The following is a 20,268-nucleotide window of genomic DNA, read 5'->3' on the forward strand; positions in this document are numbered from 1 at the left end:
GACGGATTTTACCAAGGATCCGGTGGTCATCGCAAAGCGCCAGCAAGCCCTCGCGCAGCTGAAAGCGGCGGAGTGACCGGCGTGTCAAAGCTAAAGTTTATCTTGCACCTCAAGCCATCCGCCGCCGACCGGGCTGCGCAACCCTGACCAGCTCCACCCGGCCGGCGGCTTGCGTCTCCGTACTTTGTAAATATAGCAACTTGCAAATGCAGTAGTAATGGATAGGATGTTGTCGCGTTTCTAAGTTGACTACTTTGTCTCATCTTTAAATAGCTGTGACAATGCATGTAGCCGGGTACATTCTATTTCCAAGTGCGACATGGCAAGAAAAACAATGGCTTGCCTCTTGGAGATTTTTGGATGTCGCTCTGCTATTCGCAGCTCACCCTTTCCGATCGCCGACGTTTGCATCAGCTCATGGAACGCAAGGTTCCTGTCGGTGAGATCGCCCGCCAACTCGGTCGGCATCGATCAACGATTTATCGTGAGCTGAAGCGCAATAGCTTTCATGACGCCGAGTTTCCGGAATACAGCGGCTATTACGGCGGCATCGCCAACGACATCTCGAAGGAGCGTCGGCAACGGCTTGGCAAGCTCAGGCGCCACCCGCAATTACGCGAACTTGTCATCGAGCAACTGAAGGCGCTTTGGTCGCCGGAGCAGATCGCCGGTCGCCTGCTTGCCGATGGCGTAAGCGCCGTCCGTGTCTGCACCGAGACGATCTATCGCTTTATTTATGGCAAGGAAGATTATGCGCTGGAGCTCTATCGGCATTTGCCGGAAGGCCGCCGCAAGCGCCGCCCACGCCGCGCCCGCAAGCCCCGTGACGGCTTGATCCCGTTTGACTGCCGGATCGGTCAACGTCCTGATTTTATTGCCGATCGTTCGCAGTTCGGCCATTGGGAGGGCGATCTCCTGATCTTCCAGCGCGCGCTCGGGAACGCCAATGTCACCTCGCTGGTCGAGCGCAAGAGCCGCTACACGGTGATGATCAAGAATGGCAGCCGCCACTCGCAACCGCTCATCGGCAAGATCGTCGATGCCCTTGCACCGCTGCCCGCCTTTGCTCGGCAGAGCTTCACTTTCGACCGCGGTACCGAGTTTCGCGGCTTCAGGGCTTTGGAAGATGGACTCGGCGCCAGGAGCTGGTTTTGCGATCCGAATTCACCTTGGCAGAAAGGCGCCGTCGAGAACGCCAACAAGCGGTACATTCTATTTCCAAGTGCTACATGGCAATAAAAACAATGGCTTGCCTCTTGGACATCTTTGCACGTGCCTCAAGAGACAGTGATCTCGGCTTCCGTATCGGATTCCAACTCTAAACAGGCTGTCCATAGAGGTGTTTTGTAATAGGTACCGTCCTGCAGAAAATCTAGCCCTTCGCGCTCTTCCTGCAGCAATCCCAGCCAGCACAGGGGCCGAATAATGTCGTAGCGGAACTCCCCTCTGATCGTCGTAGCTTGGATAATCATTTCTGCTTGCGCCAGCGAGTACGACTGCCTCGGGTATAACTCGCTCACCAGGTCGTCCAGCGAACAGCCCTTTCTCGCCTTGATATTGATAAGATTGAGAAAGACGTGCCACCACCGCATCCGCACACGCACATCGTCCCGTGTCTGCCCGTAGTCGATATAGGCATAAAGATAATCCGTCGCGATCTGATCGAAGAAGGTTTGGGGTCTTGCAAGAAAATCCCGACCGCGTTTGGTGGGAAGCAGTCGGTCTTTTTTTCGCCGCACAAGCCTTAGGTGCTTGAGCATGTCGTGGACCACCGAAAGCGGCGGCATGTCAGCTTCGTTCAGAACCTTGTTGACGCTGTATAGATCCTCCGGCGTGTTGCCGGGCCAATCGAAGTGAACAGCGGCCCAGTGCACAAACTTGCGGTTCATCGCACCGGACGCAGTCAGACCGATGCCGCCTTCGGTCTCGGCATAGGAGATGGCCATGACCATGCCGCGAACCAGTGGCGACATAGCCACTACGTCCACGTCCGCAACGAGCTTAATTTCCGGAAGCATTGGGCGCGCTCCTGGCGAATCCGGTCGTTTGAATTTATCCGGAACGATCTCCCAAGAGCGCGGAGATTGAAACCCCGAAAAGCTAAGCAAAGGAAAGAAAGCCCCTCACCCGGCCCGGCTCTTGCAACCCGGACCAGCCCGTCACATTCTACCCGATAGACATGCGACAAGCCGCACCTCTCGGGGTGCCGGACAACGTCAACGCTGAACCGCTTGATTTAAAGGAGACACGGTATGGACCGATTCACAGGCGGTTGCCTGTGCGGCAACTTGCGATTTGTGGCGTCGGGACGACCATACCGAGTCGGTCTCTGCCATTGTCTCGACTGCCGCAAGCATCACGGGGCCCTTTTTCACGCGTCCGCCATTTTCCCTGAGGATTCTGTGACGGTCGATGGCGAGACACGCGATTACGTCGGTCGGCATTTCTGTCCCCGTTGCGGCTCGATCGTCTTCGCACGCACCGGAGACGAAATCGAGGTGAACCTGGGATCCCTGGATGCCCCGGATCAATTGATGCCAACCTACGAAAGCTGGACCGTCCGTCGCGAATCCTGGCTGCCGCCGTTTCCCCTCAAGAGACGATACGAGCGGGATCGTGATGAAACGAGTCGCTTCGAGGATTAGCCCCGCGAACGGACGATGGATGCGCGTCACTCCGGTAGGCCCGCCTTGCGGTAGCCGTCAACGAAATGCGCAAGCGTCACAGGGTCGCGGAACGGCTCCGTACTCGCCCAGTGTCGCGTTGTAAAATGCGGGTTGGCGACGAGGAACAGCTCGACCTCAGCGCGCGCCTCGTCGAGCCGGCCCAGTTGGGCAAGGCTTGCCGCCAGGAAACGTCGCGAGCTGGTGCGATACGTCTCGTCCCTCCGCAGTGTCTCGACGGCGGCTTCGTATTCGCCGGCGGCATATTGGGCCTGGCCGAGCGTCAGATAGTACCAGCTTGCCGGAAACGGGTTCAGCCGGAACGCCTTGCGGATGTGCTCAAGGCCCTCATCCACCCGCCCGGCCAAGACCGCTATGTCGGATAAAGTCGCCCAGGTATCGGCCTCATTCGGGTCGAGCTCGATCGCCTTGGCGAATTCCGCATCCGCCTCGGCGAAGCTGCGCTCATATGCAAGCAGGTTGGCCAGCACCCAATGGCAGCCGGCATCGTTCGGATCGATCGCCACGGCTTTGCGTGCCAGTTCCAAAGCAATGCTACGGTTCGGCTCGACCGGTTCGCCCCAATGCACCCATCTCATCCAGTGGTTCATGGCAAGCCAGCGATTGGCCTCGGCATATTCCGGATCAAGCGAAATCGCGCGCGTGAGCATCAGATGCGCTTCCCGCGCCGTCTGAGGCGAATCATCGATCAGCTTGCGCGCCCGCACGCAGAGATCGTAGGCCTCGAGATTCTTGGGGCGATTGCGCGGCGGCTGTGGGCGCAGCCGGCCGAGCAACGCCTCCACGATCTTGCCGGTGACCTCGTCCTGAACTGCAAAGATATCTTCGAGGCTGCGGTCGAAGCGTTCCGCCCATAGATGATTGCCGCTCACCGCATCGACCAGCTGTGCGTTGATGCGCACGCGCCCTGCGGCGCGTCGTGCGCTACCCTCCAGCAGATACCGCACGCCAAGGTCCGCAGCGATCTCGCGCACGTCCCTCGCCTTTCCTTTGAAGGCGAAGGCCGAGTTGCGCGCGATGACGAAAAGGCCGGAGATCCTGGACAGGTCGGTGATCAGGTCTTCGGTCAACCCATCAACGAAGGATTCCTGCTCCGGATCGCTGCTGAAATTAACGAAAGGCTACACGGCGATCGATGGTTCGTTGGGCAGCGCCAGTGGATTTCGCTTCGCGCCACCGACCTGTTCGACAGGGCCAGTGAAGCGGTAGCCGACCCGCGGAACCGTGGCGATCCATTCTCCGCCGTCGGGGGGCGCACCAAGCATTTTCCGCAGCTGCGCGATCTGGACGGTGAGGTTGCCTTCCTCGACCGCCCTGCCCGGCCACGCCGCATCCATCAACTCGGCTTTTCCCAGGATTTCGCCCGGCCGTCCGGCGAGCGCCTCAAGCAGCTTCAGCCCGCGATAGCCGACGGCGACGGGATCATCGTTCCGGACGAGCGTTCCCGCACCCGGGTCAAGGACGAATGGACCAAAGACGATGCGCGATCGCTGCATAGGCGCATCTATAGTGCGTTTGGAAGTTTTTGAGAACTTTTTGGAGGAGCTTAATTACGACGCTTTTCGTATCCTGCAGAATTCGTCCTCCCCAGGTCGAGGGCTCTGCCCCTCAAACGTATGGAGGTTGCCATGAACGATATTCCCTCCGTTATGACGGAAATGCCGCGTTGCCGCCTCGCGACCCTTCGAAGCATTGTCGCGACGTGGGAGGAGCGAAAGCGCTTTCGCTGCGAACTTGAGCAAAAGTTGAAGGACGATCCGCATCTGATCTGCGACATCGGTCTGACGCGGCTCGAGGCCGAGGCGGAGATCGCCAAGCCCTTCTGGCAAGTATAGGCGTAGTCTGCATGACGACTGAAAGCACGACATTATCGCTCCACGAGCGGATCCCATGGGCCGCCATGGCCGGCATCATCGCGACCGTCACGGTGTTCGCCGTGGCACAGGGGCTTACCTATCCCCTGCTCAGCTTCATCCTGGAGCGGCGGGGGACGACGCCCGGCCTGATCGGCTTGTCCGCGGCGATGACCCCGCTGGGTTTCATCGTATCCGCCCTCTTCATACCGGCACTGGTGCGGCGCATTGGCGGGGCGCGGCTTGCGATCCTGTGTTCGGGCCTGGCCGCGCTCACGCTGCTCGCAATCGGCTGGTCGCGGGAGGTCTGGATCTGGATGCCGCTGCGTTTCCTGCTCGGCTTTTTCGCCAATCCGCTTTACGTGATCAGCGAGACCTGGCTGCTCTCGATCACGCCCGCGCGGCGGCGCGGCCGCATCATGGGCCTCTATTCGTCGATCGTCTCGGGCGGCTTCGCTATCGGCCCGCTCTCGCTCGGTCTTGTCGGCACGCAAGGGTGGCCGCCCTTCATGGTCGGCATCGTGGCCTTCCTTCTCTGCGGGCTGATCGTGCTTGCGGTCGTGCCGCACCTGCCGAAGATGCCACATGAAGGCGAAGCGACATCGGTCGGAGGCTTCTTCGCACTGGCGCCGCTCCTCTTGTTCGCGGTTTTCGCCGCAGCCGCCTTGGAGCAGACCCTGCTTTCCCTGTTCGCGGTCTATGGAGCGGCGCTCGGCAGCACAGAAGGGCGCATCGCCTCGCTCATCACCTGTTTCATCGCAGGCAATGCCGTGCTGCAGATATTGCTCGGGCGGGTGGCCGAACGGTTCGGGTCGCTGCGGACGATGATGCTCTGCGCCCTGGCTTCACTGGGTGGCTGCCTGCTGCTGCCGGCGATCTTCGAATCATGGCTCATCTGGCCGCTCTTTTTCGTCTGGGGCGGAGCCTCGTTCGGAATCTACACAATGTCGCTGATCCAGCTCGGCGAACGTTTCACCGGCCAGGCCCTGATCGCCGGCAACGCGGCCTTCGCCTTCGTATGGGGCATCGGCGGCATCGTGGGCTCGCCCGCGACCGGACTGGCGATGCAAGTGATCGGACATCAGGGGCTGCCATCGTCCCTTGGCCTGCTTTGTTTCGTTCTGGCGGTGCTTCTCGTGGCAGAGAGACGCCGGATCTGACCGGGACTTGCGTCGTGCCGCGGTCCAACATTTTGAAACCATGCACTTCCGGACGGAATGCCGCTATCCCGGAAGTGCTCTAATGTGCCGTAAAAGCACCGTCGACCGGATGATAGCTGCCGGTGATGAAGCTCGCCTGCTCCGACAGCAGGAAACAGACGAGAGCCGCAACTTCCTCCGGTTTTCCCCGCCGGCCGAGCGGCTGCAGCGCTTCCAGGCGTCGTGTCTTCGCCAATTCCGAATGTCCCGACAGAAGCGGCGTTTCGATCCAGCCGGGGCCGACCGCGTTGACGCGAATCCCCATTCTTGCATATTCGATCCCGGCAGCTTTGGTGAGCCCCACCACCCCGTGCTTGGCGGCGGTGTAGGCAGACGCGGTGGGCAAGGCGACCGCGCCGAGAATCGAGGACATATTGACGATGGCGCCCCCGCCCTTTGCGAGCATGGCGGCGATCTGGTATTTCATACAGTAGAAGACGCCGTTCAGGTTGACTTCTATCAGCCTGCGCCAATCTTCGAGCGGGTAGTCCGCGGTCGCTTTGCGCGGCCCCTCTATGCCTGCGTTGTTGACCGCCAGATGCAATCCGCCGCATTCCCGCACGGCGAAGGCGACCATTTTCTCCACCGCCCCCGCGTCGGTGACGTCGACGGTGAAATCTCGCGCCCTACCCCCGGCTGAGCGAATCTCGGCCGCGACGCTGCGCGCCGCGTCGGCGTCGCGGTCGGCGACGATCACTTCCGCACCCTCGCCGCCAAGTTGCCTGGAAACGGCGGCGCCGATGCCGGAACCCGCGCCGGTCACGATTGCGATTTTTCCTTCCAGGCCGAGTTTCATCGTGCCGCTCCTTGTCTCCGCTGCTTCCCCGAACCAGTCGATCAGACGCCGGTTCCGGTCGCAAGAGGTTTCATCCTTGCGGTCGTAACCGTTGCAAGGCTTGGCCGACACGCGCTTGGGTGTTAAACACGAAATCGTAGGGACTCACAATTTACTCAGCAGGTGAGAATGGAGAACGATCGCATTACGCGCCGGGTACTCGTGCTGGGTAGCCTGGCTCTATTGGCCTCCGGTTGCAGTTCGTTGCGACCAGCCGACAGCCCGCAAACGGCCAGGACCCGTATAGACCCACGATACCGCAGGCAGGAGGTCGCCTATTATGGCGGCGAAGCGCCCGGAACGATCGTTGTCAATACGGGAGAACGCTATCTCTATTATGTTCAGGGTGGCGGTTCGGCGATTCGCTACGGGATCGGCGTAGGTGAGGAAGGCCGCACTCTCAAAGGCCGGGCGAAAATCGGCCGCAAGGCGGAGTGGCCCTCGTGGACGCCGACTGCAAACATGATTCGCCGCAAGCCGCATCTGGCACAATATGCCGGCGGCGTGAGCGGCGGGTTGCATAACCCGCTTGGGGCCGCGGCCCTCTATCTTTACCAGGGCGGAAACGACACTATGTTCCGGCTGCACGGGACGAACGAGCCCTGGACGATCGGGCAGGCCGTATCGAGCGGGTGCATTCGCTTGACGAACGACGACATCGTCGATCTCTACAGCCGTACCCCGGTGGGTACGACCGTGCTGATCATATGATGGCGTTTTCCGTTACATTTCGGTATAAATGACTAAGCCCCGTGTGTTCCGACGCGGTTGATAACCCGGTAACCATAAAGCGGTTATCAACTGTGTCCTTTCTGCACTAGGCCCCGGCGCAAATCGCCACTATTACTTGAAGTGTTGCCTTCGATAACCCATTCCGACTATTGAGGAAAGGACTACTTGATGAGCCGAATTCTAGTTGTGATGATTGCGTTGCTTTCCGTTGCCGGCCTCACCGCGTGTGATACGATCGGCAAAGGTAAGGGTAAGGCCCCGCCGCCTGCTGCCGTCGATACGGTAGAGCCGGCGCCGGTATACAAGTAACAGTGACTTTGCGCCGTGGGAGAGCTCAACGAGCGCTCTCCCACGGCGCGTTATTCAGGGTTAGACCGGCTGTGAGACTGACGGCATAGTACGTGTCAAGAACTCCAGCAAGCCGGCCCGAGGTCTGGATTGTCAGAACTCGGAAGACAATCTAAGTGGTGTGATGACGCTTGCACGAGGCCGCATATCCTTTGTGATCTTGGTCGCACTGGCAGCAGCAGCATGCCAGACACAAGACAAAAATCCCGAACCGCGCTACGTTTCCAGCAGCCTGAATGCGCCGGCGAAGCTTGAATCTCAAGCGCGAGAGCAGGGTTATTTCATCGAATTTCGCTCCCGCTACGCGCTGAGCTATGGCCACACCTACGTCATCTACGGGCGCACGAACAAGTCTGGCGCGGTCGTTCAGCGTCAGGTTGCCGGCCTTGCACCCGCCACGCTCGATCCGACGCCGTATGTCCTCGGCCATTTTGTGCCCGTTCCCGCCGAAACCGGCGCGAGCGACGGTGACCTCGAGGAAGAATACCGCTCGGCAAGCTGGCGCGTCATGCTGACGGAGGCGGAATACAAGAAGGTCGTGGCTTTCATCGACAAACTGAAAGCCAAGTCGAAGGTCTGGCACGCGTCGCTCTACAACTGCAACGCCTTCGTGGCCGAAATCGCCCGCTCCATGGGCTATAAGACGCCCGGCATCTGGCTTCGACCGCAGGAATTCATTACAAGGCTTCGGGAGATGAACGGAGGTTGAGAGGCGACGGGCACAGAGCTCGCGATCCAGCCGTCACCGTTCGACATAGAATCACGCTGCGAAGCATCGGCTGAAGAAGGTTCCCGCCCGATCGTTGACGCCAGGCGCATGCTAAGGATTTGGGGAACTAGACATGTCGGTATCCTCCATCGGCGAGATCGCCTGGGTGCTCGGAATCGTTGCCTGGTACTTCATTCGCCGCCCTTATGAACGCCGGGCCAAGCGCGTGCGAGTCGTCAGCCATCGCCGCTCAACCTCCGAGATGCTGGGGCTGGCGGCAGCCCTGCTCGGCCTCGCGATCATTCCCGCTTTTTATGTCGCAACCGGCATCCCGGAAGGAGCCGACCACCCTGCCCGGCTCTGGGCCGTCGTGGTCGGTGCCGCTATTTTCTGTCTGGCCATGTGGGTCTTTCGCAGAACCCACAAGGAACTCGGGCGCAACTGGTCGATCACGCTCGAGATTCGCGACAAGCACGAACTGATTCGCCGCGGTCCTTACGCCCTGGTCCGCCATCCCATGTATACTTCGTTCCTGCTGATGGGCGTCGGCCAGGCGTTTCTTCTGCCGAACTGGGTCGCAGGGCTGGCGGGTCTTGCCGGTTTCGCGGTCCTCTTTCTTCTGAGGGTGGACAAGGAGGAACGCATGATGATGGAAATGTTCGGCTCTGAGTATCGCGACTACATGGCGGACACCAAGCGGATCATTCCGTACATTTACTAGAGGTGCATGATGCGAGGCCGAGCCCTCAAGCTTTCAGCGTCTCGGCGCCTGGTCGGGGATCTCATGCGATTTTCGATGAAGGTGCCGCGGGTGAGCGTGCAGCGGCGGATGAATCTCGGGCCGTTGCTCAAGGCCAGAACATCGCTTGAAAGCAGGCCATCCTGGACGGCGCTCTTCCTCAAAGGATACGCCCTTCTCGCGCAGGAGACGCCCGAGTTGCGGCGCGCTTACGTCAAGTTTCCCAGACCGCAGCTCTACGAGTATCCGGGAAGCATCGCTTCCATCGCGCATGAAAGGGAGTACGAGGGCGAACGAGTCGTGCTTCTGACGACGATCAAGAATCCGGAGCGCCGTTCGATCACGGAGCTGGGCTCCTTGATGCAGACGGCGCGAACCAGCCCCGTGCTGGAGGTCAAGGAATTCCGGCGCGCCTTGAAGATCGCCCGCCTCCCCGGCCCTGTCAGATGGCTTCTAATGTGGCTCGGTTTGAATATCGGCCGGCAAAGGGCGCGCCGTTTCGGTACATTTCAGCTGTCGGTCTATTCGGGCCTCGGCGCAGAATCGCTCAACCCTCTCACGCCTTTGACCTCACTTCTGAATTACGGCCCGATCGACAAGGATGGCTCGGTCACGGTGCGTATCCATTATGACCACCGGGTCATGGACGGCGCCAACGTCGCGCGCGCCCTCGAGCGGTTCGAGAGGATATTGAACGGCGAAATCACCGCCGAGCTGGAGGGGCTTGCATTTGGGCGCGACGTGACCGCTGCGGCAGGTTCCGGGGCAGCGCGATGACTTCGGGCGGTCAAAGTCGTCCGGCCGTAGTCATCGTCGGTGCATCGCGGGGAATCGGCAAGGCAATCGCCGAAGTGGCCGCGAGGGATGGCACGCCGGTCGTAATGGTAGCGCGTTCGGCCGAATCACTGGCGGCCGCCGCCGACGGTATCCGGAAGGCCGGAGGCGAGGCGTTCACGGTCCCGCTGGATTTCCTGGCTGATGATGCGACGCTCGGTCTCGAGAACTTCCTGTCCGCAAACGGCCTGTTCTGCGACGTACTCGTCAACAGCGCCGGTTATGGATTGCGCGGAGGGGCGACGGTACTGCCGCTCGATGAACAGCTCGGCCTCGTCGACCTCAACATCCGCGCCCTTACCGAACTCACCCTGCGTTTCCTGCCGGCAATGGTCGCGCGCGGTCGCGGCGGCGTCATCAATCTCGGTTCGGTCGCAAGCTTCACGCCGGGTCCGTATATGGCGCTCTACTATGCCAGCAAAGGTTTCGTCCGCTCCTTTTCGGAAGCGCTGCATCAGGAACTGCGTCGCACCGGCGTGACCGTCACATGCGTGGCACCAGGGCCGGTCGCGACGGAATTTCTGGCAACCTCCGGCGCCAATCGCGTCGCGCTGTTCAAGATCCTGCCCAAGCTCGAATCGGGCTATGTCGCTGAAAAGGCCTGGCGCGGCTACAAAGCAGGCCGCCGCCTCGTCATACCCGGCATTGCGTCCAAGCTGACGATCCTGTTGGCGGCACTGGTCCCGTCGGCGATCATGCTGCCCCTGATCGGCCGATTGCAGCGCAGGAGCAAGGATCCGTGCCCTTGCGGATCCGGAAAAAGTTTCACCTCATGCTGCGGTGCCCGCAGCAATTCGCTCGGAATCACCACGCAGAGTCGATAGCGGAGTATTCGCGGAGTGGCGAGCGATCATGAAACACCGGCGCCTCTACGATCGCTGAATAAACAGATTAAATGGCGTCCATATGCCCTTGATGATCAAGCGACATCGTCAAAGTCCCCCTTCTATAGCGTTTTACTGTGGCATTGAAACAGTGAGACGCTATAGCCCTCTGAAACTACGCGCTTTCGGGCAGAGAACCGCCACACCTTTCTAGCAAGTGCTCTAACAAAGGCCAGTTTAGATTCGGGATTCCCGCAGCGGTTTGTTTTGTTTGATCTCCTCATTCCTGTGCTTGTCACAGGAATCCAGCCAGACCAAGGCCTGAAAGAACGTTTCCCGCGCCGCAGACGCGGCGCTGCTGGATCTCTGTGACAGGCACAGAGATGAGGGTAGAGAGGGTGCGGTCCCTCGGCGCGTTTCAGGAACCGTAAAGATAGTAAGGCGGCGCGGAAGCTCCCGCCCGTATACAGCGTCCCGCTTCGCTTCGATGTAGTGGCCGCACATCTCGGTCCCTCATTCCTGTGCTTGTCACAGGAATCCAGCCAGACCAAGTCCTTGGGCTGAAAGAACGTTTCCCGCGCCGCAGACGCGGCGCTGCTCTCATCTCTCTGTGACAAGCACAGAGATGGCGAAGGAGGAGAGGTTGCATTGAAGCAAGCACGTCCGGCGGGAAACTGCTACGACGCGATCGACTGACTTCCAGATCCGAAACGCATCGTTCGGGGATTGGCCAGGCTCCCATGGACGGCCGGGCGGCCTTTCCCTGACACGGGAAGAACCAGAGCATCCGATCCTGGAAGACCGGATGCTCTGGTCGTGGCTTCAGCACCTCCGTGATGTTGTCAGTCCTTGCTGTAGTCGGCGCCGTACCACTTGGTCGTCAGTTTTCCGAGTGTGCCGTCTGCCTTCATCGCTTTGATGATTTCACCTATTTTGGCAGTCCATTCCGGGTCGCCTTTATCGGCAATGACGACCGCGGGCGACCGAAAGGGATAGACATCCTCGAGGATACGGACGGGATAGTCGTTTCTGACTGCATTTTTTGCGGTCTGCTCGGGGGCGATGACCGCGTCCAACCGAACACCGTTGCCAAGACGCAGGTCGTCGAAGGGCATCATGGAATCGGGAAACGTGCGCACCTCGCCCGGTTCGAGATTATATTGAACCGGTGGCAAGCCCGGCGCATCGATCTCCAGGCGACGGTTGATGAAGTCTTCGGACGCCGTGCCTGTCTCGACGCCGATAACCTTGCCATTCAGATCTTCTTCCGATTGAATGCCGCTTTCGGCATGAACGACGTAGACATAAGGGCTGTAATAGTAGATTCCGGCGAAATCGATGACCTCTGCGCGCGCCTTGGTCGGAGCGACGGAACCGACCCCGAGATCGAAACGTCCCTGCCAGTGCCCCCCGGTCATGGTTGCCCATTCCGGAGTTTCGAAACGCACGCTCACGCCCAACCGGTTGCCGATTTCCTTGGCGACATCAATGTCAAAGCCGACAAGGACGTTGTTTTCATCGAGGAAACCCTGCGGTGGCCAGCCGACATTGGTGGCGACGACCATCTCTTTTCTCTCGTTGACGCGATCAAGCGTAGGGCCCGCCACTGCCGAGCTGCAAAATATAAACAGAGACGCCGATGCTATAGCAGCAATTCTTTTCATGTTTTCTCCTACCCCCCGTTGAACGGTCAACAACGTCCTAGACGTTTTTTTGCTGGGATAGTTCTACAAACGGACGCCGTCCGCAAACCCATTTATTAGAATTGTGCTATCGGAATTTCCGATTCCACCTTCCAAAATCGGTTCTGATAGCTTCGGGTTGTCGAAATGAAACCATCGCCGCCGGCGGGTCCATTTCGTTTCTGTCGGTGGAAGGCCGTCGGTGACGGCCTCGTTCAGGGGGAGCCAAACTTTCGGGCGCGCAGATCGCAGTTACCGGCGGGCCACGCGAAGATCACACCGGTGGCAGATCGCCGCGCTGCCAGCCTTCCATGGTCTCCGCCATGAAATCGGTATAGCGCCCTTCTTCGATCGCCTTGCGGATGCCGGCCATCAACTCCTGATAATAGGCCAGATTGCTCCAGCTGAGCAGCATGCCACCGAGCGATTCGTTTGAACGGATCAGGTGGTGCAGGTAGGCGCGCGAATAGTCGCGAGTCGCCGGACAGGAAGACTGTTCGTCGAGCGGGCGCGTGTCTTCCGCATGTCGTGCATTGCGCAGATTGATGCGGCCGTAGCGCGTGAAGGCAAGCCCATGGCGTCCGGAGCGGGTCGGCATGACGCAGTCGAACATGTCGATCCCATGCGCGACCGACTTCAGGATATCGTCCGGCGTCCCGACGCCCATCAGATAGCGCGGCTTGTCGGCCGGCAGGACGGGGCAGGTCACGTCGAGCATGCCGAGCATGACCTCCTGCGGCTCACCAACGGCCAGCCCCCCGACGGCATAGCCCTTGAGGCCTAGATCCCTGAGGGCCAGGGCCGAGCGTTCGCGCAGCCTGGGAATATCGCCGCCCTGTACGATGCCGAACATCGCCTTTCCCGGCTGATCGCCGAAGGCGACCTTGCAGCGCTCTGCCCAGCGCAGCGACATTTCCATCGCGCGCTCGATCTCGTCGGGTTCCGCCGGCAGCGCCACGCATTCGTCGAGCTGCATCTGAATGTCACTGCCGAGCAGGCCCTGGATCTCGATCGAACGTTCGGGCGACATATGATAGAGCGCGCCGTCGACATGGCTCTTGAAGGTAACGCCCTGTTCGTTGAGCTTGCGCAGGCTTGACAGCGACATGACCTGGAAGCCGCCGCTGTCGGTCAGGATCGGCCGCTCCCAGCGGATGAACTTGTGCAGTCCGCCAAGCCTGGCGACCCGTTCGGCGCCCGGGCGCAGCATCAGGTGATAGGTATTGCCCAGAATGATATCGGCGCCCAGATCGCGCACCTGGTCGAGATACATCGCCTTGACGGTGCCGACGGTTCCGACCGGCATGAAGGCAGGCGTACGGATCGTCCCGCGAGGGGTCACGACTTCGCCACGGCGCGCATTGCCGTCGTTGGCAAGCAGTTTGAATTGAAACGCTTCGGTCATCTAATCTTTCCGGAAGAGCAGGCTCGAATCGCCATAGGAATAGAATCGGTACCCCGTTGCGATCGCATGCGCATAGGCGGCGTGCATCGTCTCGAGCCCCGCAAAGGCCGAGACGAGCATGAACAGGGTCGATCTCGGCAGGTGGAAATTGGTTATCAGCATATCAACCGCGCGGAAGCGATAACCCGGCGTTATGAAAATCCCGGTTGCGCCCGACCAGGGACGGATGCTTCCGTCTTCGGCGGCTGCGCTCTCGATCAGCCGAAGCGATGTCGTGCCGACACAGACGATGCGGCCGCCGCGTTCGCGCACGGCATTGAGCTTCGCAGCGGTCACCGGATCGACGTGACCGATTTCCTCGTGCATCACGTGGTCGGCGGTATCGTCTGCCTTGACCGGGAGGAAGGTTCCCGCACCTACATGCAGTGTGACGAAATACCGTTCGATCCCGGCCTCGTCCAGGCTGGCGAAAAGCCGGTCGGTAAAGTGCAGCCCCGCAGTCGGCGCGGCTACCGCCCCTTCCTCGCGCGCATAGACCGTCTGGTAGTCGGTCCGGTCCCGTGCATCGTCGGCACGCTTGGATGCGATGTAAGGCGGCAGGGGAATGTGTCCGACGGCCATGATCGCCTCATCGAGCGAGGGGCCCGAGAGATCGAAGCGAAGCGTCACCTCGCCGGCATCGCCTTTCTCCTCGACCACGGCCTCCAGCGATCCGAGCAGGCAGGCATTGCCGCCATGACCGAAGCTGATCCGGTCACCCGGCTTCAATCTGCGGGCCGGACGGGCGAAAGCTTTCCAGCGACTGGGCGCGACCCGCATATGCAGCGTCAGCGACACGGGCGTGCTTATGTCCTCACCCCGGTAGCGGACGCCTTCGAGCTGCGCCGGTATGACCTTGGTGTCGTTGAAAACCAGCGCATCGCCCGGCCGCAGGAATGACGGCAGATCAAGGACGCCGCGATCTTCGAGAACCGGTTCGCCGTCGGGGCGAACGATGAGCATGCGGGCGCTGTCGCGCGGGCTTGCGGGCCTCAGCGCAATGGAATTTTCCGGCAGGTCGAAATCGAACAGGTCTACGCGCATCTATGGTATCAATTAAAAGCAAACCCGCCCCGGCGGCTCGCGCGCGATCGGGGCGGGCAGGTCAGTGCGCTACAGCGCCGCGCGTCTGACGAGACGCGCAAAGATCGCCGCAGCACGTCGAACCGCTGCATGTTACGTCCTTGGATCGGGGACGATCCAAGGAAACATGCAGTAGCGCAGATCAGGCGTCGGCGGCAACCCGCATCGAAACAATGGTATCCGGATCGCGGACCGGTTCGCCGCGCTTGATGTTGTCGATATTCTCCATTCCTTCGACGACCTGGCCCCAGACGGAATACTGCTTGTTGAGCCAGGGAGCGTCGGTGAAGCAGATGAAGAACTGGGAATTGGCCGAGTTCGGCATCTGGCTGCGCGCCATGGAGCACGTTCCGCGCACATGTGAAACGTCGGAGAATTCGGCCTTCAGATCCGGCTTCGAGGAGCCGCCCATGCCCGCGCGGGACGGGTTGAATTGCTCGCCGCCGGTCTTGCCGTATTGCACGTCACCGGTCTGGGCCATGAAATCCTCGATCACGCGGTGAAAGACCACCCCGTCATAGGCGCCTTCACGCGTCAGTTCCTTGATGCGGGCGACATGGCCCGGAGCCACGTCCGGCCGCAGCTCGATCACCACCCTGCCCTTTGTGGTTTCCATGATGATCGTATTTTCCGGATCCTTGATCTCGGCCATGATTCTTCTCCTTCTGTTTCAGTCTTACCTGCCGACCTTAACGCTGATCATGCGATCTGGATCGGCAACGGCACCATTATTGGCGTCATCGCCGAGCTTGATCTTGTCGACATTCTCCATGCCTTCGACCACCTTGCCGACGACCGTGTATTGGCCGTTGAGGAAATCGCCCGGTGCGAACATGATGAAGAACTGCGAGTTGGCACTGTTTGGATCCTGGGCGCGGGCCATACCGACCGTGCCGCGCTCGAAGGGAACGTCGGAGAACTCGGCCGGAAGGTTGGGCTTGGACGAGCCGCCGGTTCCGGCGCGATCGGGCTGGTAGCCGTCCTTCACGTCGCCGAACTCGACGTCGCCGGTCTGGGCCATGAAGCCCTTGATGACGCGATGAAAGGCGACATTGTCATATTCGCCCGCCGCGGCCAGTTCCTTGATCTGCTGGACGTGCTTCGGTGCGATATCCGGACGCAGTTCGATGACCACCGGACCATCCTTGAGCTGAACCGTCAGAATGTTTTCGCCGGACTGCGCCAGCGCACCTCCCGTGAAGGTTGCGAGCGCCAAGGCTCCGGCAAAAGCGAATTGGAGAATCTTCATTGGGACTCCTTGCGTGATGTAAAGCTTTATTTGCGCTTTGCCTGCAGCGCCTGGTGAACCGCCCCAGGGACGAAAGCGCTGACGTCACCGCCCATAGCCGCGATCTGCCGAACCAATGTGGCCGTAATGGGCCGTGAGGCGGTACCTGCCGGCAGGAACAGGGTCTGAATGTCAGGGGCCATCTGCCGGTTCATGCCCGCCATCTGCATCTCGTAGTCCAGGTCCGTTCCATCGCGGAGCCCCCGGACCAGCAGCCTTGCGCCGTGCTTGCGGGCGGCATCGACCACGAGATTGTCGAAAGAGACGACGGAGATGTCGGCTGCCCTCTCCGGCAACGTCTCCTCAAGCGCGGCCCGAATGAGATCCGCCCTTTCGTCGAAGGTGAAAAGCGGCGCCTTACCGGGATGAACGCCGATCGCGACGATGACCTTGGCTGCGACGTTCAATGCCTGGACGAGTACATCGAGATGCCCGTTGGTGATCGGATCGAAGGAGCCGGGATAGAAAGCCGTGGTCATCGCGCCTGTTTCCGTTTGGTGAAGCCTTTTGTCACGGACGGCCGCGGACCGCAAGGGTTGTACGATCCTTGCTTCCTGTTCCCCCGGAAACAGCGGCGGCAAAATGGTGAATGCTAGATGAATGCAACGTTCAAGAGGGTTTCACATCGCAAGTCATAGTGTGGAACCAAGTCGACGGGAACTTTTTTCAGTACATGCCGTTTAAAACCACGAAAGGAGACGGCCATGGGACTTGCTCTATTTTCGATGGCGATGTTCTTCGCGATGGTCGTTGCGACGATCCATGCGCTGCGAGACGAGGACCGTGACCGCGCGACCGTGCTGTTGCCGCTGGTCGATAGACGCAGGCGCAAATGACGAATTCTAATATCGTGGCTTGCCACAGTTGAAACCAATGCCTCCAGGAAACTTCTCGCCGGAAGTTTCACAAGCGATCCCATTCTTCCCCTGATGCGATCGCTTCTACAAGCCGGACGGTCTCCCCTGCCCGTCCGGCTTTTTCTTTGCGCAAATGCCCTGCCTTTCTGGCTGGATACCTGTGACAAGCACAGGAATGAGGTAATCGAACAAGACGCCGCTTGTATCCGATCTCGACAGGCCTTAGCCGGCCGGGGCCACGCTCACCCTGCGGAGGAGACGGAAGAAGCGCCAGTTGAGCAACAGCGCCGCAGACGCAAGACCGAGGACGAAGCCGAACCAGACGCCGACGCCGCCGAAACCAAGCGGAAAGGCAAACGCCCAGGCGCAGAAAAACCCGATCGGCCAATAGGCGATCATCGCCAGGATCATCGGTATGGTCGTGTCCTTGAGGCCGCGCAACATGCCGGCGGCAATGGCCTGCAGGCCGTCGACGAGCTGGAAGGCACCGGCGATGACGATCAGCGGTCCTGCAAAGGCGAGAACCTCGGCTGCATCGGGCCGCCTCGTATCGAGGTAGAGACCGGCAAGCTCGCGCGGAAACAGGGCGAAAATCGTGCTGCCGACGGCAGCAAAGCCGACGCCGAGCGTCAGCACGGCGATTGCGGCACGCTTCACGCCTACCATGTCGCCGCTGCCATACGCCAATCCTATGCGAACCGTTCCGGCCTGCGCCAGCCCAAGCGGAATCATGAAAGCGATGGACGCGAACTGGAGTGCTATGCCGTGGGCAGCCAGTTCGATGGTTCCGATCGTGCCCATGAGCAGCGAAGCCACGGTAAACAGGCTGACTTCCGCGAGAATCGTCACGGAGATCGGAATGCCGAGATAGACCACCTCTCCGAAAGCCGGCCAATCCGGCCGCCAGAAGCGGACGAACAGCTCGTAGCGATGCAGTTCCGGCTGCCGGCGGATATAGCCTATCGTCAGGGCCGCACCGAGCAGGGCCACGCCGAGAGCGGCGACGGCCGCTCCGAAGATGCCCAGCTCCGGAAAACCGAAATGGCCAAAAATCAGAACATAGCAAAGCGCGGCATTCAGAACCAAGGTCACGAGGGTCACGTAGAGGATCACCCCTGCCCGCTCGAGCCCGCTCAAAAATGCCCTGAGGACCATGAAAATGAGGCTGGGGAAGATCGCCCATTGGGCGATACGCAGGTATTCTCCCGCAAGCGCAGCAACTTCGGGTTTCTGCCCGGCAAAGAGAAGGATCGGCTCGGCCATCCAGAGGACCGGCGCAGTCAGCACGCCGTAAAGCAGCACCACCCACATGCCCATGCGTACCGAGCGCCGCACGGAGACCTGATCGCCCCGGCCCTGCGCCTGAGCGACCATGGGAACCACCGCATTGGCAAATCCGCTGCCGAAGATGAAAACCGTGAAGAAGACCTGCGTCGCGAGGATGATCGACGCCAGCTGGGTGGCGCCCAGCTGGCCGACCATGAGCACGTCCGTCGTATTGATCGCCAACTGGGCGAGCTGGGCGCCGATAAACGGCACGCCAAGATAGAGGCTCGCGCGAAAATGCGTGGGCCATGAATTGTCGCTCTGCGCAAGCACGAGGTCTTTGGTCGCGGTCAGCATGAGGAATCCTGGCTCTGCACCGGCAATGGGCAAAGGGAAAAATGAAGAAGAGAGAACGAATTAGAGCACCACCAGGGCTTGCGCCAGCGGTAAAGGCCGAACTGCTCGATTTTTCATCGATCGATCAAGAATATTGATCAATCTGGAGGCAGGGAAGCCACGGACCGCTATGCCTCCGTCACGCTCGGAACGGCATCCCGGATGACATTTCCCCGGCCGGCGCGGACCTTGGCAAGGAAAATCACCAGCGCGGCGACGATCAAACAGCCTGCCAGGGCATAGGGGGCGCCTGAAAAGCGATAGGCGGCTGCAGGGTCGGTGAAAAAGGCGAAAATTTGCGTGAACATCAGAGGCCCGAGGATCGTGGTGATGCTGGATATGCTGGTGAGCGCGCCTTGCAGCTCGCCCTGTGCCGAAGGCGGGACATGGACGGAGGCTATGCTGCGGAGCGGCGGGTCGGCGAGGCTTTCGAGCGCCGTCGCGACGATCACCGCATAGACCATCCAGCCTTCCCAGGCGGCCGCATAGCCGGCCATCCCGAGGGCTGTGAAAGTGAGCCCGAGTGCTGCCGTGCGCCTTTCTCCCAGTGCGGGCACGACGCGGGGGAGCACCAGCGCCATCACGATTGCGCCGCCGACGCCGAAGATCCCCAGCGAAAGTCCGATCTGGCCTTCGCTCCACCCGTAGCGATAGGAAGCAACGAAGGACCAGACGGCCGGGTAGACGGCGTGAGCCAGCCAGTAGAGGAAGAAGACGAGGCCTACCCAGCCGATCCCCGGATAACGACGCATCTGCTTGAGCGCGCCGAGCGGATTGGCCCGATGCCATTCGAAGCGGCGCCGGTTGGCCGGGGCGAGCGTTTCCGGCAGGAGAAAGACCCCCATGATGAAATTGACGAAGGAGAGCGCTGCAGCACCATAAAAGGGCACTCTCGGGCCCAATTCGCCAAGGAAACCTCCGATGACCGGGCCGAGCGCAAAACCGGTGCCGAAGGCAATGCCGATCAGCCCGAAATTCTTGGCGCGGTTCTCATCGTCGCTGACATCGGCAATGTAGGCGGATGCGGTGCCGAAGCTCGCGCCGCTGATGCCGGCTAGGCTGCGTCCGATGAAGAGCATCCAATAACTGGTAGCAAGCGCACAGATCAGGTTGTCGACAGCGAATGTCAGCACTGAGGCGAGCAGGACCGGCCGACGCCCGAATCGATCGCTCAGATTCCCGATAAGCGGTGCGAAGAGAAATTGCATCGCCGAATAGACGAGCAACAGCCACCCGCCGTCGATAGCGGCCTCGCCGACATCCGCGCCCGTCAGCTCCTCCAGATAGGTCGGCAACACCGGGACGATGATTGCGATACCCATGATGTCGAGGAAGAGGATGAGGAAGACCAGGAACAGGCCGCGTCTCACGAATTTCTTGTCGAGCATGAAGCTCCCTCCCCGCTTTCCGCCGGAGCGGAGACAGAACGTGAACGACGTTACCAGAATAGGTGTAACGGCTTGCCTGATCCGAAACAATACGTGAACATGTCAAA

General features: G+C 60.4%; 20 protein-coding genes and 2 pseudogenes. 11 read left to right on the forward strand and 11 right to left on the reverse strand.

Annotation, left to right across the window (positions count from 1 at the left end):
- Window positions 1-360 precede the first annotated feature (360 nt).
- A pseudogene (locus tag CN933_RS26405) lies at window positions 361-1,230 on the forward strand (IS30 family transposase); the annotation flags it as partial.
- A gap of 47 nt (window positions 1,231-1,277) precedes the next feature.
- Here CN933_RS26405 and CN933_RS26410 read toward each other — a convergent pair.
- Window positions 1,278-2,018 (reverse strand): hypothetical protein, encoded by a 741-nt coding sequence (locus tag CN933_RS26410; RefSeq protein ID WP_018097665.1) that lies wholly within the window; start codon window positions 2,016-2,018, stop codon window positions 1,278-1,280.
- 234 nt (window positions 2,019-2,252) lie between these two features.
- Between CN933_RS26410 and CN933_RS26415 the strand changes: the two genes are divergently transcribed.
- Window positions 2,253-2,645 carry a GFA family protein gene (locus CN933_RS26415; RefSeq protein ID WP_018097666.1) on the forward strand — a complete coding sequence of 131 codons (393 nt, stop codon included), beginning with the start codon at window positions 2,253-2,255 and terminating at the stop codon, window positions 2,643-2,645.
- Between the two features lie 26 nt (window positions 2,646-2,671).
- Here CN933_RS26415 and CN933_RS26420 read toward each other — a convergent pair.
- Window positions 2,672-4,180: pseudogene (locus tag CN933_RS26420) on the reverse strand (winged helix-turn-helix domain-containing tetratricopeptide repeat protein).
- 132 nt (window positions 4,181-4,312) lie between these two features.
- Between CN933_RS26420 and CN933_RS26425 the strand changes: the two are divergent.
- Window positions 4,313-4,519: a DUF1127 domain-containing protein gene (locus CN933_RS26425; RefSeq protein WP_020487509.1), complete on the forward strand. Its 207-nt coding sequence runs from the start codon at window positions 4,313-4,315 to the stop codon at window positions 4,517-4,519.
- An 11-nt stretch (window positions 4,520-4,530) separates the two neighbouring features.
- Entirely contained in the window at window positions 4,531-5,697 is a 1,167-nt protein-coding gene (locus tag CN933_RS26430; protein WP_018097668.1) for an MFS transporter, read from the forward strand.
- Window positions 5,698-5,776: 79 nt separating this feature from the next.
- Here CN933_RS26430 and CN933_RS26435 read toward each other — a convergent pair whose 3' ends face one another.
- Complete coding sequence (locus CN933_RS26435) at window positions 5,777-6,532, reverse strand: SDR family NAD(P)-dependent oxidoreductase (protein WP_026168886.1); 756 nt, start codon at window positions 6,530-6,532, stop codon at window positions 5,777-5,779.
- A gap of 168 nt (window positions 6,533-6,700) precedes the next feature.
- On the opposite strand from CN933_RS26435, the gene CN933_RS26440 reads away from it, so the two are divergent.
- The 6 genes from CN933_RS26440 to CN933_RS26465 all read left to right on the forward strand — a co-directional run bounded on the left by CN933_RS26440 (window position 6,701) and on the right by CN933_RS26465 (window position 10,757).
- Window positions 6,701-7,282 carry a L,D-transpeptidase gene (locus CN933_RS26440; RefSeq protein WP_018097670.1) on the forward strand — a complete coding sequence of 194 codons (582 nt, stop codon included), beginning with the start codon at window positions 6,701-6,703 and terminating at the stop codon, window positions 7,280-7,282.
- Window positions 7,283-7,471: 189 nt separating this feature from the next.
- On the forward strand, window positions 7,472-7,612 hold the full coding sequence (locus CN933_RS32070) for a hypothetical protein (protein WP_003529619.1): 141 nt from the start codon (window positions 7,472-7,474) through the stop codon (window positions 7,610-7,612).
- Between the two features lie 163 nt (window positions 7,613-7,775).
- Window positions 7,776-8,360, forward strand: a complete 585-nt coding sequence (locus tag CN933_RS26450) for a hypothetical protein (RefSeq protein ID WP_026168887.1) — start codon at window positions 7,776-7,778, stop codon at window positions 8,358-8,360.
- A 133-nt stretch (window positions 8,361-8,493) separates the two neighbouring features.
- The gene (locus CN933_RS26455; RefSeq protein ID WP_018097672.1) at window positions 8,494-9,081 is read left to right on the forward strand and encodes a protein-S-isoprenylcysteine O-methyltransferase; all 588 of its coding nucleotides are present in this window, start codon (window positions 8,494-8,496) and stop codon (window positions 9,079-9,081) included.
- Between the two features lie 9 nt (window positions 9,082-9,090).
- Window positions 9,091-9,876, forward strand: a complete 786-nt coding sequence (locus tag CN933_RS26460; RefSeq protein WP_026168888.1) for a hypothetical protein — start codon at window positions 9,091-9,093, stop codon at window positions 9,874-9,876.
- A complete protein-coding gene (locus tag CN933_RS26465) occupies window positions 9,873-10,757 on the forward strand; it encodes an SDR family NAD(P)-dependent oxidoreductase (RefSeq protein ID WP_018097674.1) in 885 nt (294 codons plus the stop codon). The genes CN933_RS26460 and CN933_RS26465 overlap by 4 nt, the downstream gene beginning before the upstream one ends.
- Before the next feature lie 842 nt (window positions 10,758-11,599).
- Here CN933_RS26465 and CN933_RS26475 read toward each other — a convergent pair.
- The 6 genes from CN933_RS26475 to coaD form a co-directional block, all read right to left on the reverse strand.
- Window positions 11,600-12,421, reverse strand: a complete 822-nt coding sequence (locus CN933_RS26475; protein WP_026168889.1) for a transporter substrate-binding domain-containing protein — start codon at window positions 12,419-12,421, stop codon at window positions 11,600-11,602.
- Between the two features lie 292 nt (window positions 12,422-12,713).
- Window positions 12,714-13,844 carry a tRNA guanosine(34) transglycosylase Tgt gene (gene tgt, locus CN933_RS26480; RefSeq protein WP_018097675.1) on the reverse strand — a complete coding sequence of 377 codons (1,131 nt, stop codon included), beginning with the start codon at window positions 13,842-13,844 and terminating at the stop codon, window positions 12,714-12,716.
- Window positions 13,845-14,927 (reverse strand): tRNA preQ1(34) S-adenosylmethionine ribosyltransferase-isomerase QueA, encoded by a 1,083-nt coding sequence (queA, locus tag CN933_RS26485; protein ID WP_102762912.1) that lies wholly within the window; start codon window positions 14,925-14,927, stop codon window positions 13,845-13,847.
- 181 nt (window positions 14,928-15,108) lie between these two features.
- On the reverse strand, window positions 15,109-15,618 hold the full coding sequence (locus tag CN933_RS26490; RefSeq protein WP_003529604.1) for a peptidylprolyl isomerase: 510 nt from the start codon (window positions 15,616-15,618) through the stop codon (window positions 15,109-15,111).
- Window positions 15,619-15,642: 24 nt separating this feature from the next.
- Window positions 15,643-16,215 (reverse strand): peptidylprolyl isomerase, encoded by a 573-nt coding sequence (locus tag CN933_RS26495; protein WP_018097677.1) that lies wholly within the window; start codon window positions 16,213-16,215, stop codon window positions 15,643-15,645.
- Between the two features lie 26 nt (window positions 16,216-16,241).
- On the reverse strand, window positions 16,242-16,733 hold the full coding sequence (coaD, locus tag CN933_RS26500; protein WP_018097678.1) for a pantetheine-phosphate adenylyltransferase: 492 nt from the start codon (window positions 16,731-16,733) through the stop codon (window positions 16,242-16,244).
- A 225-nt stretch (window positions 16,734-16,958) separates the two neighbouring features.
- Here coaD and CN933_RS32295 point away from each other — a divergent pair, with 225 nt between their 5' ends.
- Window positions 16,959-17,090 carry a hypothetical protein gene (locus CN933_RS32295; protein WP_018097679.1) on the forward strand — a complete coding sequence of 44 codons (132 nt, stop codon included), beginning with the start codon at window positions 16,959-16,961 and terminating at the stop codon, window positions 17,088-17,090.
- 243 nt (window positions 17,091-17,333) lie between these two features.
- Here CN933_RS32295 and CN933_RS26505 read toward each other — a convergent pair whose 3' ends face one another.
- Entirely contained in the window at window positions 17,334-18,734 is a 1,401-nt protein-coding gene (locus CN933_RS26505) for an MATE family efflux transporter (RefSeq protein WP_018097680.1), read from the reverse strand.
- A 167-nt stretch (window positions 18,735-18,901) separates the two neighbouring features.
- Window positions 18,902-20,161, reverse strand: a complete 1,260-nt coding sequence (locus tag CN933_RS26510; protein WP_018097681.1) for a TCR/Tet family MFS transporter — start codon at window positions 20,159-20,161, stop codon at window positions 18,902-18,904.
- Between the last annotated feature and the right edge of the window lie 107 nt (window positions 20,162-20,268).

Origin of the sequence: Sinorhizobium sp. M4_45 (assembly GCF_002885915.1) — a bacterium.
In the GTDB taxonomy this organism is placed as follows: Bacteria; Pseudomonadota; Alphaproteobacteria; order Rhizobiales; family Rhizobiaceae; genus Sinorhizobium; species Sinorhizobium meliloti_A.

Excerpts from the sequence above, each read along its gene's own strand:
- queA (WP_102762912.1), bottom strand. The coding sequence starts at position 14,927 with ATGCGCGTAGACCTGTTCGATTTCGACCTGCCGGAAAATTCCATTGCG.
- coaD (WP_018097678.1), bottom strand. The coding sequence starts at position 16,733 with ATGACCACGGCTTTCTATCCCGGCTCCTTCGATCCGATCACCAACGGG.
- CN933_RS26475 (WP_026168889.1), bottom strand. The coding sequence starts at position 12,421 with ATGAAAAGAATTGCTGCTATAGCATCGGCGTCTCTGTTTATATTTTGC.
- CN933_RS26440 (WP_018097670.1), top strand. The coding sequence starts at position 6,701 with ATGGAGAACGATCGCATTACGCGCCGGGTACTCGTGCTGGGTAGCCTG.
- tgt (WP_018097675.1), bottom strand. The coding sequence starts at position 13,844 with ATGACCGAAGCGTTTCAATTCAAACTGCTTGCCAACGACGGCAATGCG.
- CN933_RS26435 (WP_026168886.1), bottom strand. The coding sequence starts at position 6,532 with ATGAAACTCGGCCTGGAAGGAAAAATCGCAATCGTGACCGGCGCGGGT.
- CN933_RS26460 (WP_026168888.1), top strand. The coding sequence starts at position 9,091 with ATGCGAGGCCGAGCCCTCAAGCTTTCAGCGTCTCGGCGCCTGGTCGGG.
- CN933_RS26505 (WP_018097680.1), bottom strand. The coding sequence starts at position 18,734 with ATGCTGACCGCGACCAAAGACCTCGTGCTTGCGCAGAGCGACAATTCA.
- CN933_RS26430 (WP_018097668.1), top strand. The coding sequence starts at position 4,531 with ATGACGACTGAAAGCACGACATTATCGCTCCACGAGCGGATCCCATGG.
- CN933_RS32070 (WP_003529619.1), top strand. The coding sequence starts at position 7,472 with ATGAGCCGAATTCTAGTTGTGATGATTGCGTTGCTTTCCGTTGCCGGC.
- CN933_RS26490 (WP_003529604.1), bottom strand. The coding sequence starts at position 15,618 with ATGGCCGAGATCAAGGATCCGGAAAATACGATCATCATGGAAACCACA.
- CN933_RS26410 (WP_018097665.1), bottom strand. The coding sequence starts at position 2,018 with ATGCTTCCGGAAATTAAGCTCGTTGCGGACGTGGACGTAGTGGCTATG.
- CN933_RS32295 (WP_018097679.1), top strand. The coding sequence starts at position 16,959 with ATGGGACTTGCTCTATTTTCGATGGCGATGTTCTTCGCGATGGTCGTT.
- CN933_RS26415 (WP_018097666.1), top strand. The coding sequence starts at position 2,253 with ATGGACCGATTCACAGGCGGTTGCCTGTGCGGCAACTTGCGATTTGTG.
- CN933_RS26465 (WP_018097674.1), top strand. The coding sequence starts at position 9,873 with ATGACTTCGGGCGGTCAAAGTCGTCCGGCCGTAGTCATCGTCGGTGCA.
- CN933_RS26425 (WP_020487509.1), top strand. The coding sequence starts at position 4,313 with ATGAACGATATTCCCTCCGTTATGACGGAAATGCCGCGTTGCCGCCTC.
- CN933_RS26455 (WP_018097672.1), top strand. The coding sequence starts at position 8,494 with ATGTCGGTATCCTCCATCGGCGAGATCGCCTGGGTGCTCGGAATCGTT.
- CN933_RS26510 (WP_018097681.1), bottom strand. The coding sequence starts at position 20,161 with ATGCTCGACAAGAAATTCGTGAGACGCGGCCTGTTCCTGGTCTTCCTC.
- CN933_RS26495 (WP_018097677.1), bottom strand. The coding sequence starts at position 16,215 with ATGAAGATTCTCCAATTCGCTTTTGCCGGAGCCTTGGCGCTCGCAACC.
- CN933_RS26450 (WP_026168887.1), top strand. The coding sequence starts at position 7,776 with ATGACGCTTGCACGAGGCCGCATATCCTTTGTGATCTTGGTCGCACTG.